12 protein-coding genes and 1 pseudogene are annotated in these 14,681 nt (G+C 67.9%); 7 read left to right on the top strand and 6 right to left on the bottom strand.

Translation table 11 applies throughout. The features are described 5' to 3' along the window. Positions 1–151: 151 nt before the first annotated feature. From hpt to ACO07K_RS05720, 3 genes and pseudogenes are all read right to left on the bottom strand, one after another. Positions 152–706 (bottom strand): hypoxanthine phosphoribosyltransferase, encoded by a 555-nt coding sequence (hpt, locus tag ACO07K_RS05710; protein WP_422034938.1) that lies wholly within the window; start codon positions 704–706, stop codon positions 152–154. Positions 707–732: 26 nt separating this feature from the next. Then, on the bottom strand, positions 733–1,245 hold the full coding sequence (locus ACO07K_RS05715; protein ID WP_422036732.1) for a hypothetical protein: 513 nt from the start codon (positions 1,243–1,245) through the stop codon (positions 733–735). A 99-nt stretch (positions 1,246–1,344) separates the two neighbouring features. Continuing rightward, positions 1,345–1,506, bottom strand: a pseudogene (locus ACO07K_RS05720) (zinc-ribbon domain-containing protein); the annotation flags it as partial. A gap of 33 nt (positions 1,507–1,539) precedes the next feature. Here ACO07K_RS05720 and ACO07K_RS05725 point away from each other — a divergent pair. After that, positions 1,540–2,274, top strand: coding sequence for a lysophospholipid acyltransferase family protein (locus ACO07K_RS05725; RefSeq protein WP_422034939.1), 735 nt, complete (start codon positions 1,540–1,542; stop codon positions 2,272–2,274). A 79-nt stretch (positions 2,275–2,353) separates the two neighbouring features. Further along, a complete protein-coding gene (locus ACO07K_RS05730) occupies positions 2,354–4,639 on the top strand; it encodes an adenosylcobalamin-dependent ribonucleoside-diphosphate reductase (protein WP_422034940.1) in 2,286 nt (761 codons plus the stop codon). A 20-nt stretch (positions 4,640–4,659) separates the two neighbouring features. Here the strand turns inward: ACO07K_RS05730 and ACO07K_RS05735 are convergent, their stop codons facing one another. Then, positions 4,660–5,661, bottom strand: a complete 1,002-nt coding sequence (locus ACO07K_RS05735) for a Bug family tripartite tricarboxylate transporter substrate binding protein (protein ID WP_422034941.1) — start codon at positions 5,659–5,661, stop codon at positions 4,660–4,662. 136 nt (positions 5,662–5,797) lie between these two features. Between ACO07K_RS05735 and ACO07K_RS05740 the strand changes: the two genes are divergently transcribed. After that, positions 5,798–7,171: a Do family serine endopeptidase gene (locus ACO07K_RS05740; protein ID WP_422034942.1), complete on the top strand. Its 1,374-nt coding sequence runs from the start codon at positions 5,798–5,800 to the stop codon at positions 7,169–7,171. Between the two features lie 20 nt (positions 7,172–7,191). After that, on the top strand, positions 7,192–8,481 hold the full coding sequence (locus ACO07K_RS05745) for a replication-associated recombination protein A (protein WP_422034943.1): 1,290 nt from the start codon (positions 7,192–7,194) through the stop codon (positions 8,479–8,481). An 88-nt stretch (positions 8,482–8,569) separates the two neighbouring features. Here the strand turns inward: ACO07K_RS05745 and ACO07K_RS05750 are convergent, their stop codons facing one another. Then, on the bottom strand, positions 8,570–9,976 hold the full coding sequence (locus tag ACO07K_RS05750) for a L,D-transpeptidase family protein (protein ID WP_422034944.1): 1,407 nt from the start codon (positions 9,974–9,976) through the stop codon (positions 8,570–8,572). Between the two features lie 116 nt (positions 9,977–10,092). Beyond that, the gene (locus ACO07K_RS05755) at positions 10,093–10,983 is read right to left on the bottom strand and encodes a dienelactone hydrolase family protein (RefSeq protein ID WP_422034945.1); all 891 of its coding nucleotides are present in this window, start codon (positions 10,981–10,983) and stop codon (positions 10,093–10,095) included. Between the two features lie 35 nt (positions 10,984–11,018). Between ACO07K_RS05755 and ACO07K_RS05760 the strand changes: the two genes are divergently transcribed. From ACO07K_RS05760 to ACO07K_RS05770, 3 genes are read left to right on the top strand one after another with little or no spacing between them, the layout of a single operon-like run. Then, positions 11,019–12,023: an RluA family pseudouridine synthase gene (locus ACO07K_RS05760; RefSeq protein WP_422034946.1), complete on the top strand. Its 1,005-nt coding sequence runs from the start codon at positions 11,019–11,021 to the stop codon at positions 12,021–12,023. 37 nt (positions 12,024–12,060) lie between these two features. Further along, positions 12,061–14,070 (top strand): AsmA family protein, encoded by a 2,010-nt coding sequence (locus tag ACO07K_RS05765; RefSeq protein WP_422034947.1) that lies wholly within the window; start codon positions 12,061–12,063, stop codon positions 14,068–14,070. An 8-nt stretch (positions 14,071–14,078) separates the two neighbouring features. Continuing rightward, positions 14,079–14,633, top strand: a complete 555-nt coding sequence (locus ACO07K_RS05770; protein WP_422034948.1) for an STM3941 family protein — start codon at positions 14,079–14,081, stop codon at positions 14,631–14,633. Positions 14,634–14,681: the final 48 nt, after the last annotated feature.

Genomic DNA, 14,681 nt, shown 5'->3' on the forward strand with positions numbered 1-14,681 from the left:
CGTCTTTCAACATCACCTCACCCTGAGGGCGCTCCGCAGGAGCGCGTCTCGAAGGGTGGGCGCGAGCACCACATCTGTTGCCGATCCTTCGAGACGCGGCCTTGCGGCCGCTCCTCAGGATGAGGTTGTACGGGTGTCTAGATCGAAGACTCTAGGCGGTCTTCTCGACCACGCCGATATAGGGCAGGCCGCGGAAGCGGTGGGCCCAGTCGAGGCCGTAGCCGACGAGGAATTCGTCGCCCGCCTCGAAACCCACGAAGTCGGCCTTGAGATCGGTGCGCCGCTTGGCGGGCTTGTCGAGCAGGGTGCAGATCGAGACGCGCCGGGCGCCGCGCTCCTCCAGGAGCTTCTTGGCGAAGCTGAGCGTCAGGCCCGATTCCAGGATGTCGTCGACCAGCAGCACGTCGCGGTCGCGCACGTCGTCGACGATGTCGCGCACGATGCGGACGTTGCCGCTCGTCTCGGTGCCGCTGCCGTAGCTCGACAGGGTGAGAAAATCCATCGACCAGTCGGCGCCGGTACGGCTGAGCGCGCGGATCAGGTCGGCGGCGAAGACGAAGCTGCCCTTGAGCACCGAGACGACCAGCGTGTCGGACGCGAGCTTCTCGGAAAGATCCGTCGCCATCTCCTCGACGCGTGCGGCGATCTCGGCGGCGGAGAAACGGATGGAAACGACCGGACGGTCGGAGGTGGTGCGGTCGGGCAACGGAAACTCTCGTGAAGGGAGGGGCGCTAGTCGACGGTCGGCACGATGTTGGTCGCACCCGAGGGGGGCTCGTCAAGCGGCAGGCTGAAGCTCCGGCGCGCGCCGGGCGGGATCGGTCCTTCGATCAACGGCATCGCGCGCTCAGCCAGGACCTGATCGCCAGCACGGAAGACCAGCTTGAGGCGGCGGGTCGAGCCGGGGGCGGTGCCGGTATTGATCAATTCGCCGAGTACGACGTAGCGCCCATCGATCAGGTCGATCTTGGTCGTCGCCATGTCGATCCCGACATGGGCGCGCGCCACCTGGGTCGCGCTCTGCTTTGCGTTCGCGGCGTCGAGATGCAGCAGCGCGCGCCACGAGGCGGGCAGCCGGGCCTTGATCTGATCGCGATAGGCGTAGCCCGCACCGCCCAGCAACACGACCAGGACGATCGCATAGGCGATCCAGGTGCCCCAGTTCGTTTTCGGTTTCGGCGGCGGTGTCGTGAGCGCCGGCAGGCCGGCGCCCGGCGTGGAGGGACGGATGACGACGTCGGGCACGGGAGGCGCGGCCGACGCAGGCTGCGCTTCCGCCGCCGCTTCCGTGACGGAAGCGGTTTCTGCGACCGGCTGTGAGTCAGGTTTCTGGAACCAGCGATGGCTGCAGCGCGCACACTGGACAGTGCGACCTGTCGGGCCGATCGCCATGGGGTCGACGGCGTATCGCGCGCCGCAATTGGAACAGGTAAGCTGCATGATGAGCGGGGTTTGCCCCACCAGATGTCCTTTGCGCGGCGACACTAGGCCACTACAAGTTGGCATACAAGCAACACGTCGCTCGCGAATACGATTGAGATGATTGGCCTCCGGCTGCGTTCGTTCTTCTTCAATGTCGGCTGGTATGTCGGCACCACGATCCTCGCCATCGCCGGTTCGCCGATCCTGCTGATGCCGCGGCGCTTCGTGGTCGCCTGGTCGCTGGTGTGGATCGACTTCTGCCTGTGGTGGCTGCGGGTCACCTGCCGGCTGACGCATCGCGTCGGTGGGCTGGAGAACATGCCTGCGGGGCCGGTCATCTTCGCGTGCAAGCATCAATCCTCATGGGAGACGCTGGCGTTCTCGCGCCTGTTTCCGGGTGCCGCCACCGTGATGAAGCGCGAGCTGGTCCTGATCCCGATCGTCGGCTGGGCGATGGCGCGGGCCGGCAACATCGCCGTCGAGCGCGGCGATGGCGCCAAGGCGTTGCGTGGACTGGTGAAGCAGGCCAAGGCGACCTTGGCCGAGGGTCGGTCGATCCTGATCTTCCCCGAGGGCACGCGCGTCGCCGTCGGCGACGAGAAGCCCTACCAGGTGGGAACGGCGGCGCTCTACCGGCAGCTCGGCGTGCCGGTCGTCCCCGTGGCGCTCAACTCGGGCCTGTTCTGGGGGCGTCGGAAGTTCATCAAGTGGCCGGGCGTGATCGACGTCGAGATCCTGCCCGCGATCCCGCCGGGCCTCGGGCGGGACGTGTTCATGGCCACTCTGCGTGAGCGCATCGAGGGGGCCACCGACCGGCTCGTTGCTGCAGCCCGCGAGCGCGAACGAAAATAGAACGTTCTGTTGATATCGACGGGCCTTGGGCCTAGTTTTCAGCATGGAATGGTCGCCCGTCTCCCAGCGGATCTGGGACATGAAATATCGCTTCAAGAGTGCACCGGGAGCCAGCGCGGCTGCGATTCCCGACGCCGACCTCGAGGCGACCTGGTGGCGCGTCGCCCGCGCCCTGGCCGCGCCGGAGCGGGATCCGGAGCTCTGGGCCGGCCGTTTCCACGAGGCGCTGTCGGACTTCAAGTTTCTGCCGGCCGGGCGGGTGATCGCGGGGGCGGGCACGGGGCGGACGGTCACGCTCTTCAACTGCTTCGTGATGGGCACGATCCCCGACGACATGTCGGGCATCTTCGAGAATCTGCGCGAGGCCGCGCTCACGATGCAGCAGGGCGGCGGCATCGGACACGATTTCTCGAGCCTTCGCCCGCAGGGCGCACCCGTGGTGGGCGTCGGCGCCGACGCGTCGGGCCCTCTGTCCTTCATGGACGTGTGGGACTCGATGTGTCGCACCATCATGAGCGCGGGTTCGCGCCGTGGCGCCATGATGGCGACCCTGCGCTGCGACCATCCTGATATCGAAGCGTTCGTCGACGCCAAGCGCGACCCGAAGCGGCTGCGCATGTTCAACGTCTCGGTGCTGGTCACCGACGCCTTCATGAAGGCGGTCGAGTCCGATGCCGACTGGCCGCTCGTGTTCGGCGGCAGGACCTTCCGGACGGTGAAGGCCAAGGCGCTGTGGGAACGCATCATGCGCGCCACCTATGACGTTGCCGAGCCGGGCGTGATCTTCATCGATCGCGTGAACCGCCGGAACAACCTGCGCTATTGCGAGACCATCCAGGCGACGAACCCCTGCGGCGAGCAACCCCTGCCGCCGTACGGCGCCTGTCTGCTTGGATCGATCAATCTCGCGGCACTGGTGAAGGCGCCGTTCACGCCCGGAGCGGCGCTCGACGACGAGGCGCTGGAGCGGCTCGTGCCGCTGGCCGTGCGCATGCTGGACAATGTGATCGACGTCTCGCGCTTCCCGCTGCCGCAGCAGGAGAAGGAGGCCAAGGCCAAGCGGCGCATCGGCCTCGGCGTGACCGGTCTCGCCGACGCGCTGATCTTCTGCGGCGTGCGCTACGGCTCGCCCGAGGCGGTGCGGCTGACGCGCGAATGGCTGGGCGCGGTGCAGCGTCTCTCGTACATGGCATCGGCCGACATTGCCGCCGAGAAGGGCAGCTTTCCCCTCTATGATCGTGGAAAGTATCTGGCGGGCGAGACGATCAAGGCCTTGCCCGAGGAGGCCCGGACGGCGATCGGCCGCTACGGCATCCGCAACGCGCTCCTGAACTCGATCGCGCCCACCGGCACCATCTCGCTGCTGGCCGACAACGTTTCGTCCGGCATCGAGCCGGTGTTCGCCTTCAGCTACGTGCGCCATGTCCTGCAGCCAGACGGGTCCAAACGCGAGGAGAGCGTCGACGATTACGCCTTCCGTGTCTGGCGCGAGATGAAGGGCAACGAGGCGCCGCCGCCGGACGTCTTCGTCGATGCCCAGACCCTCGCGCCCGCCGATCATCTGGCGATGCAGGCCGCGGCGCAGGACCATGTCGACAGCTCGATCTCCAAGACCATCAACCTGCCGCGGGACATCTCCTTCGAGGCCTTCAAGGGCGTGTACGAGGAGGCCTATGCGCAGAACTGCAAGGGCTGCACCACCTACCGTCCCAATGACGTGACCGGCGCGGTGCTGGAAGTGAAGCCGGCGGAGACCGCGAAACCCGTTCCGACGGTGGCGCCGCGCGACAGCGACGTCGTCTACCTGGCGCCGCCGCTCGATCGGCCGGAGGAGCTGCCGGGCCGGACCTACAAGATCAAATGGCCGGGCAGCGACCACGCCATCTACATCACCGTCAACGACGTGCTGCAGGAGGGGCGCCGCCGGCCCTTCGAGATCTTTATCAACTCCAAGAACATGGAGCACTATGCCTGGACGGTGGCGCTCACGCGCATGATCTCGGCGGTGTTCCGGCGCGGCGGCGACGTCTCGTTCGTCGTGGAGGAGCTGAAGGCGGTGTTCGACCCGCGCGGCGGGCAGTGGATGGGGGGCCGCTACGTGCCCTCGCTGCTGGCCGCGATCGGCGGCGTGATCGAGCGCCACCTGGTCGAGATCGGCTTCCTGGCGCCGACCGAATCGCCCCGGCTGATCGATGCGATCGAGGAGCGCATGCGCCACGCGACGGGGGGCCGGGACGGCGCGCCGGCGCCCGGCGCCGGTTCAGCCACCTCGATGGGGCAGTGCCCCCAATGCGGCGCCGCAGCCCTCACTCACCAGGAGGGCTGCGACGTGTGCCTGAATTGCGGCTACTCGCGCTGCGGGTGACCCAGTCACCCGCAACCTGCTCAGCCGAGCTCGAGCTCGATCCCGGCCGACTTGCTGACGCCGGCCCACAGGGTGGCGAAGTCGCCCACGAAGGCGGTGTATTCGGCCGGCGTCATCGGCTTGTCGCCGGGCAGCAGAACCACGTCCTTGAAGCGCTCCACCACCTCGGGGGCCTTGTAGGCCTTCTGCAGCTCGTCATAGAGCCGCGCCACGATGTCGGGCGACATGCCCTTCGGACCGGAGACGCCCACCCAGGTCGAGGTCGTGAGCTTGGGGAAGCCCTGCTCGGCGAAGGTCGGGGCGTTGGGATACATGTCGAGGCGCTTGTCCGAGCTGACCGCCAGCAGGCGGACCTTGCCCGAGTTGATGTGCGGCACGTTGGTCGTGATCGGGTCGAACATCGAGGGAATGGCGCCGGCCAGCATGTCCTGCAGCGACGGCGCGGAGCCGCGATAGGGGACGTGCTTCAGCTTGACGCCGGCCAGGCTGCCCAGCAGCTCGCCCATCAGGTGGGTGTTGGAGCCGATGCCCGAGCTGCCGAAGGCGATCTCGTCGGGCTTGGCCTTGGCGGCGGCGATGTAGTCGGCCAGCGTCTTGTAGGGCGAATCGCCCGGCACGATCAGGACGTTGGGCGTATGGCCGATCAGGGTTACGTGGGTGAAATCGGTGATCACGTTATAGGGCAGCTTGGGGTAGATGCCGGGCGCGATGCCGAGCGGCGAGGCATGCGAGATCACGAGCGTATAGCCGTCCGGCGCGGCCTTGGCGGCCAGGTCGGAGCCGATCGTGCCGCCGGCGCCCGGGCGGTTCTCGACCACCACCTGGGTGCCGAGGGCGGCCGAAAGCTTGGGCGCCAGGATGCGGGAAATCGTGTCGGCGGTGCCGCCCGGCGGGAAGGTGGCGATCAGCTTGATCGGCTGCTTTGTCGGCCAGCCTGGGCTCGCCTTGACGGCGGGCGCGGCCAGCGCAGAGCCCAAAGTGGCGGCCGATGCGGCCAGGACGGTACGGCGGGTCAATTTCATGAAGCGCTCCGGTTTCCTCTCCCGCCAATGGCTGGCGTGTTGTGCCCGGACCTTGCAATCGATATGCCAGCGGATATCCGCCCTTGATTTGCCGCAAGAGACACCGCAAATCCGGGCCGACCAAGGAGATGTCTGTATGATGCGGCGGCTGGTTCTGGCGGCGGTTCTCGTGGGATGCGGTGTGGCGACTTCGATGGCCCCGGCTGCCGTGGCGCAGGGGCTCCCGAATTCGCGCAGCGAGCTCGCCTATTCTTTCGCGCCGCTGGTCAAGCGCGTGTCGCCGGCGGTGGTCAACATCTACACGACCACCACCGCCCGCGTGCAGCGCCGCCTGCCGTTCCCGTTTCCCGGCATGCCCCAGCAGGGTGGTGAGCGGGTGCAGAACTCGCTGGGCTCCGGCGTGCTGGTGGGCGCCGACGGCCTGATCGTGACCAACGCCCATGTCGTGAAGGGCGCCGACGAGATCCGCGTCGTGCTGGCCGACCGTCGCGAGTTCGAGGCCAAGCTCATCACGCAGGACGAGCGCTACGACCTGGCGCTGCTGCGCATCGAGGGCTCCGATGAGAAGTTCCCGTTCCTGGAGCTGCGCGATTCCGATTCGATCGAAGTGGGCGACATGGTGTTGGCGATCGGCAATCCGTTCGGGCTGAACCAGACCGTTACCAGCGGCATCGTCTCGGCCGTAGCGCGCAGCGCCGGCGGCATCAACGATTCGAACTTCTTCCTGCAGACGGACGCGGCCATCAATCCGGGCAACTCGGGCGGCGCGCTGGTCGCGCTCGACGGCAGGCTGATCGGCATCAACACCGCGATCTACTCGCAGAGCGGCGGCTCGGTGGGCATCGGCTTCGCCACGCCCTCCAACATCGTCGAGCGCATGATCTCGACCGGAACGAAGGGCGGCCGCATCGTGCGGCCGTGGCTGGGCGTCAGCATGCAGCGCGTGACGCCCGACCTCGCCTCGGGCTTCGGCCTGTCGCGGCCGGCCGGACTGGTCGTGAAGGACGTCTTTGCCGGCGGTCCGGGCGCCGATGCGGGGCTGAAGCGCAACGACGTGATCGTCGGCATTCGCGAACAGGCGATCGACGACGAGGCGGCGCTGCGGTTCAGGCTTTCGACGCTCAATGTCGGAACCGTCGTCCCGGTGAAGGTCATGCGCGGCGGCAAGGAAGTGGTCGTGGACCTGAAACTCGCGGCGCCGCCCGAGGATCCGCCGCGTGAGCTGTCGCTGCTCGAGGGGCGCCAGCCTTTGTCCGGCGCCTCGGTGGTCAACATGTCGCCCGCCGTCGCCGAGGAGATGGGCCTGGCGGAGTGGCGCCCCGGCATCATCATCGTCGAGGTGAAGAGCGGCGCCTATGCCGGCCGCTTCGTGCGTCCCGGTGACATGATCCTGGCGGTCAACGGCCAGGAAGTGAAGAACGTGGCCGAACTCAAGAAGCGCGTCGCCAGCGGCATCAACAGCATCAGCGTGGGCCGCGACGGCGTGGTGTTTCCCGTCCAGTTCCGCTGACCCCATGAAAGCGTCGGGCCGTGCCGGCTGAACTCTTCGCCTCGCTCGCCCCCACGCCGCTTGCCGAACGTCTGCGTCCCAAGACGCTGGGCGAGATCCTGGGCCAGGATCACCTGCTGGGACCCGAGGGTCCTCTCGGCCGCATGCTCGAGGCCCGCAAGCTCGGATCGCTGATCCTGTGGGGGCCGCCGGGTTGCGGCAAGACGACCATCGCCCGGCTTCTTGCCGAAGCCGTCGACCTGCATTTCGAGCCGCTGTCGGCGGTGTTTTCCGGCGTGGCCGACCTTCGCCGCGTGTTCGAGGCGGCCCGCCAGCGCCGCAAGGACGGCAAGGGTACGCTGCTCTTCGTCGACGAGATCCATCGCTTCAACCGCGCCCAGCAGGATGGTTTCCTGCCCTATGTCGAGGACGGGACGGTGACGCTGATCGGCGCCACGACCGAGAACCCGTCCTTCGAACTGAACGCGGCGCTCCTGTCGCGCTGTCAGGTACTGGTGCTGCGCCGCCTCGACGACGCGGCCCTGTCAGCGGTGCTCGGGCGTGCTGAGGAAGCCCTCGGCCGGTCGCTTCCGATCGACGAGACGGGCCGCCAGGCTCTGTTCGCCATGGCCGACGGCGACGGCCGCTACATGATCGGCCTCGCCGAACAGCTCGCGCAGCTGAAGGACAAGGGTCCCGTGCCGCCGGCGCGGCTGGCGACGCTCCTGCAGAAGCGTGCGCCGCTCTACGACAAGGCCCAGGAGGCGCACTACAATCTGATCAGCGCGCTGCACAAGTCGCTGCGCGGGTCGGACGTCGATGCCGCGCTCTACTGGTTCGCCCGCATGCTCGACGGAGGCGAGGACCCGAAATACATCGCCCGCCGCCTGGTGCGCTTCGCGGTCGAGGATATCGGCATGGCCGATCCCCAGGCGCTGACCCAGACGCTGGCGGCGTGGGAGACCTACGAGCGGCTCGGTTCCCCCGAGGGCGAGCTGGCGATCGCGCAGGCGGTGATCTATCTCGGCACCGCGCCGAAATCGAACGCGGCCTATGTCGCTTTCGGGGCTGCCAAGCGCGCCGCCAAGACCCATGGCTCACTGACGCCGCCGATGCACATCCTGAATGCGCCGACCAAACTCATGAAGGACATCGGCTACGGCAAGGGCTACGAGTACGACCACAACGCCGCCGATGGCTTCTCGGGCCAGAACTACTTCCCCGATAACATGAACCGCGAAGAGTTCTACCAGCCGGTCGAGCGCGGCTTCGAGCGTGAGATCGTCAAGCGGCTGGAATACTGGAAGAAGCTCAGGGAGAAGAAACGCTGATCGGCTGAGCGAAGCTCCGCCGCTGAGCGTCAGGACATCGCGAGACGATGTCCGGGAGCGCCGAAGGAAGGACGATCGCGCTGAGCCCTCAGGGCTTGGCCATCGCCCGCACGACGCGGCGGTCGCGGCCATAGACGTCGTCGCGGAAGGTCGGCACGCCCTCGGGATTGGCGCTGACGGTCCGGTAGGTCACGTAGAGGGTGATCGGCTCGGGGAAGGTGTAGTGAGCCTGCTGTCCGTCCTTGATCGCCTGCTGGACCCGGTCCTTGCTGAAGCCGTTCTTGCCGTTGAACACCTTCTCGACGAAGTCGAGCGGGTTCTGCAGGCGGATGCAGCCATGGCTGAAGTTGCGGCTGCCCTCGGTGAACAGCCAACGGCTGGCCGTATCGTGCATGTAGATCCCGTACTTGTTGTTGAACGGGAAGAAGATGTAGCCCAGCGCGTTCGACGCGCCCGAATCCTGCCGGATGCGGTAGGGGAAGGCCTTGGGATGGATCGAGCTCCAGTCGATCGTGTTGGGGTCGATCTCGTCGTCGTGGCTCCAGCTCGCGAAGATCTTGAAGCCGTTGCTGGACAGGGCGTTGGGGTCACGCCGCAGCATCGGCAGATATTCCTCGCCGGCGATCGACGGCGGGACCGTCCAGTAAGGGTTGGTCTGGAAGCCGCGCATGGTCGACTGGATTTCAGGTGTCGGGTCCTTCGGCGTGCCGACGATGACCTGGCTCTGGAAGGCGATCTTGCCCTCGTTCACGAACACCATCGAATAGTCGCCGGTGTTGACGTAGACGAAGCGGCTGCCGAGATACTCCGGCAGCCAGCGTCGGCGCTCCAGGTTGGCGACGATCTGCTCGATGCGTTCGTCGATCGTGGTGTTGAGCGAGCGCACCGTCTTGGAGCCGATGACGCCATCGACGGTCAGGCCTTTCATCTCCTGGTACGACTTGACCACCCCGACCAACGGCTCGTCGTAGAGGTCGGCGACGGCGCCGGCCGGCGGCACCGTGAAGTCGAGCTCGGCCAGACGCTTGCGCAAGACAGGTACGCGGGCGTCGATCATGCCGGGCTTCAGCGCGCTGCCGTCGGGCATGGCGGTGTAGGTCGTCCGTGTCTTCTTCTCGCGCCAAGCCGCCAGTGCCTTCTGCAGCGCCGGGTAGTCGCCCTTGGGCGGCAGCGTTGCAAGATAGGCCGCGAAGTCCGGAGCATCGGCCGCCGCCTGCAGCAGCTCGGCCTTGTCCGCCTTGCGCTGGATGATGTCGATTTCCTTGTCGACCCGGTTGGCCCGGACGCGGCCGGTCGAGACGTCGCCGGCGTAAGAGACGAACACCGCCGACAACAGGCTCTCGGCCGCCCCCGGATCGGCGCCTGGCGCCATGGCCCGCTCGACCTCGGCGAGGTTGTACCAGGCGGGATCGAGCCCGTGGTCGCCGGCGCTTCGCAGCGCCTTCAGCAAGGCCTCGGCACGCGCGGTTGCGGGACCGGACCCGGTCCACAGCACGCCTGAAGCGTAGGACGACGAGGCTCCCGAAAAGGAGAGCGCGAACGCCAGGAAAGCGGCAACAAAATGAGATCGATTCACGGTTCAAGTATAAGAAGATTCGGCGGAGGGGTCCATCAGCGCACGAATCCGTGAACGGCGAGGAAGGCAATCAGGTCGGCACTGGCGCGCTGCTTCAGATCGGCCGTTCCGCCGCCCGCGCGGGCGCCGCGGGTGACGCAGTGCCGTCGCGCCCAGGCCTGAAATTCGGGCTCGTCCATCGCCAGTCCGAGCGAGGGCACGAAGTGACGGCCGTCATCCTCGATGATGTTGCGGCAGCACGACCAGTTCTCGGCGTCTTTGATGTCGAAGACCGGTCCCAGCGACTCCCAGCCGTGATGGGCGCCGCCATAGACCTTCACGCGGATCCGGTCGTTGCCGGCCGCCCGCATGCGTTCGGCATATTCGATCGCCAGCTCGGCCGGCGTGTAGTCGTCCTTGGCGGCCAGCATGAAGAACATCGGCTTGCCGTGCGTGGTGGCGTCGCGATGCTGGGCGGTCGCGCCGGGGCAGAGGGCGACGTGGATGTCGAACAGGTGCGGGAAGCCGCGGCGCCAGCGCTGACGCGCGGCGAGGGCGGCGTTGAGTGTGGCCACCCCGCCCTTCGACACGCCCATGATGCCGATGCGCTCCGGATCGAAGCGGCGGTCGCCGCGGAGCAGGGCGAGGGCCGCGAAGGCATCGCCCTCCATCTGCGCCGCCGAGACCAGGCTCTGGTCGGCCACGGTGCGCCGAACGCCGCGGCTGCGGAAACTGTCGACGATCAGCGCGGCGGCCCCGGCCGCGTTCAGCAGATCGGCGTAATAGTGCTCGCGGTGGCGCTGGACGCCGGCGCTGCTGGTCAGGATGACCATGCAGGGCAGCGGCTCCGGGCGGTCCGCCGGAATGTGCAGGGTCGCGGAAATTCGCGCCGGACGGCAGGCCGTCGGATGGTCGAACGTCAGCGTGTCGAAGGACACCGATTCCATGGACCCTGTGTAGCTTGTCCCGTAGTTTGTGCGCCATGAGTGACAGCCCCGCCAGTGGTGGTAGCCAACAGACCAAGGTCCAGACCCGCGCCGTGACCGACGACGAGGCCGGCATGCGCCTGGATCGGTGGTTCCAGCGCCACTTCCCCGAGCTGAGCCACGGAGCTCTGCAGAAGCTCCTGCGCACCGGCCAGGTCCGGATCGACGGCAAGCGCGCCGAGGGCAAGGACAGGGTCGAGCCCGCCCAGTCGATCCGTCTGCCACCCGGGGTCACGAATACGCCAGTGCCCAAGCCGCGTACGGAGGCGAAGCCGACCGTCTCCGACCGCGACGCTGCCGAGATTCAGCGGATGGTGATCCATCGCGACGATCACGTGATCGTGCTGAACAAGCCGCCGGGGCTGGCCGTTCAGGGCGGCAGCGGCACGGATAAGCACATCGATGGCATGCTGGATGCGCTGCGCTTCGGCTTCGAGCAGCGGCCGCGCCTGGTCCACCGGCTCGACAAGGATACGAGTGGCCTGCTGCTGATTGCGCGCACCGCGCAGGCCGCCAAGCGCCTCGCGGAGTCCTTCCGGGACCGCGAGACCGAGAAGCTGTACTGGGCGATCGTCGTCGGCGTGCCGCCCAAGAAGGAGGGCACGATCGACCTGCCGCTCGCCAAGCGCCCCGGAGCACGCGACCGCGAGCTGATGCAGGTCGATGAGGAAAACGGCCAAAAGGCGCTCACCCACTTCCGCGAGATCGATCGCGCCGGCCGGCGCGCCGCGCTGCTGGCGCTGTGGCCGCGCACCGGCCGCACCCACCAGCTGCGCGTCCATTGCGCTGAAATGGGATGCCCGATCCTTGGTGATCGCAAGTACGGCGGCGAGGAGGCCCTGCTGGCGGCGGTCGCCGAGGGGCGCCGGCTGCATCTGCATGCTCGCCGCCTGTCGCTGCCGCACCCGTCGGGCAAGGGCGAGCTGACGGCCGTGGCCGAACTGCCTCCTCACTTCCGCCGCACCGTCGAGGCATTTGGCTTCTCGACGGACGGTGTTTGAGCGAGAATCGAGCATAATGCGGATACCCTGGAGGCGCGTGGCGGTGATCACGGCGGTGGCGGTGCCGATCGCCGCCGTCGTCGGCGTCGTCTGGGCCGCGACCAGGGACCTGTCGCGCTATCAGGCGCGCATGACCGAACAGGTTCGCAAGGTCACGGGGCGCGAACTGGCGGCCCGCGTGCCTCTCTCCATCAGGCTCGGCAGCGAGCCGGCGATGGTGGCCGAAGGCGTCACGCTCTCCAGCGCAGCATGGGGATCCCGGCCTGATCTCGCCCGCGTGCGCCGCATGACCTTGTTCCTCGATCCGTTCTCGCTGTTGCTGGGCGAGGTCAAGATCGGTCGGATCCTGCTCGAGGGCGCCGACATCGCGGTCGAGCGCAACGACGTGGGCGACAGCAACCTCGAGATGCTGCCGCCGCCCGACGGCTCGGGCCCGCATCCCGGCGAGAACCGGTCGCTGCGTCTGCGCACGGCGGCGGCCTTCCCGTGGATCAACACGGTCGAGGTCCGCGACTCCGTGCTGACCGTCTCGGAAGGGGCGGGCCGGCCGCCGGTCGTGCTCGAAATTCCCAACGCCACCTTCAAGGCCGCGGCGCCGAACCAGAGCCTTCAGGTCGACGGCCGGTTCGGCGTGGCCCAGGGCGTGCCCATGGAACTGACCGGCACCGCCGGGTCGTTCAACGGCTGGATGGCCGGTCTGCCCGGCAACCTCGACCTCCAGGGCGGCTTCGGCGACGGCAAGATCTCGATCAAGGGCAGCATCAACGCCAAGGGCACGTCGCTGCAGATTAATTCGGACGGCGCCGACGTCTCGGTCCTCGGCCCCTACATCCGCCTGCCAGTCCCCGTAGGCGGCCCCTATGCGATGAACGCCAAGGCCTCGACCCAGCGCAACGGTTTCAAGGTCGAGGTCACGTCTCTGAAAGTCGGCTCGAGCGAGGCGGCCGGCGAGGCGCTGTTTCGCGTCGACCGCAAGGGCACGCCGACCATCATCGTCAATGCCGACGTGACCCGCCTCGACGTGTCGGAACTCAAGGCGCCGCCCGCCATCGCCGCGCCCGCCGCACCGGCTCAGGTGTCCGCGCCACCGCCGCGGCTCATCCCGACCCTGCCGTTTTCCGCGAGCTGGCTCGGCCGTTCCAGCCTGTCGGTCACGGTGAGGCTGGGCGAGGTCGTGGGGCTGGGGGCCAAGATGCAGAACGCCTCGGTGACGCTGGCCTCCGGCGAGACGCGCTTCACCTTCCGCGCGGCCGCGACCGTCGGCGGCGGCTCGGCCGGCGTCGATCTCGTCTACGACCCGGCCGGGCGCATGGGCCAGACCACGCTGACGGCCACCGCAAACCGCGTCTCCCTGGGCGAGCTGTCGACCCTGCTCGGCCTCGACTTCGGCCTGCGCGACGGCGTTGCCGACGTCGACCTGCGCCTGCGCGGCGGCGGGCGCACCACGCGCGATGCGCTGAATTCGGCCAGCGGCTCGATCGACGTGGCCATGGGCAAGGGGCTGTGGCCGCACAACCAGCTCGCCAACTGGCCGCCGGAGACGCAGCGGCTGCTGGGCGGTGGCGATGCCGGCGTACCCTTCAACTGCATTGCCGGCCGCTTCGAAGTGAGCGGCGGTGTCGCCAATCTCAGGCGCCTGGTCGTCGACACGCCGCGCGGGGTGCTGGTCGGCGGCGGGTACTTCCATCTGCGCACCGACAACTGGGAGTTCATGCTGGCGCCGGAGGCGCGCGACCATCAGAACGCGGCGCTGGCCGCGCCGATGCGCATCAAGGGCGGGGCCGGGAAGGCCACGGCGAGTGCGGTCGATCCGAACCTGTCCAAGCTGCTGGTGGGCGGTGGCCCGATCCCGAGCCTGGTCGCGCAGGTGGCGCAGGCCGGCCGCCCGGCCGGCGCCAATGCCTGCGCCGTGCTGGCGCCGCGGGTCGAGGCGCTCCGGCCCGGCCTGCGGGCACAGTTGCCGGCGCCCACCTCGGACGTTCGTCAGCGGGCGTCGCGTCCGCAGGGGCAGACGCCCGCTCCGCAACGCAGCCAGGGCCGGCCGTGACCGGAGAGATGCCTTCCGAAGTCGCAATCCCGGTCAGTCGTTCGAAGGTCGGCTTTCTGGCGATTGCCAGTCTCGCGATGGCGGTGGCGGCGGCCTGGATGCTGCTGGCGGCACCGGGTGTCGGATCGAACCCTTTCCATCAGGTCGTCCTGGGATTTGGTGTCTTTTTCTTCCTGTTGCTTGCCTACGGCCATCTGAGAACCCTGACGGCGAAAGAGCCGGGGCTCGTCATCAATCGCCAGGGATTCCTCTTCCGGCCGACGGGCCTTGCCTTCGGCTGGGTCGATTGGGCGGACGTGAGCGAGATCAGGGAAGGTTTGGGGAGAGGCGGAGCCTTTCTCTCGGTCAGGCTAAACGATCCTCAAGCGTACATTGCGCGCGGCAATGGCCTTCAGCGGCTCGCGAAGTCCATCAATTGGCGACTGTCGGGAAGTCCCGTCACCTTCACCAGCGGCTCGCTGCAGGCGGACCCGACGGAGCTTCTCAAAATTATCCGGCTGTACTTTTCTGAGGCGAAACGGGCCGAATCGGGGGCCTTGTCGTCCTCCCCACCTCCCATGTAAGCCCCTCGCGCAGGCCACAGGGTGCGATGCAGCGGTTTCGTATCGCGG

Source organism: Reyranella sp., assembly GCF_965228225.1.
Classification (GTDB): domain Bacteria; phylum Pseudomonadota; class Alphaproteobacteria; order Reyranellales; family Reyranellaceae; genus Reyranella.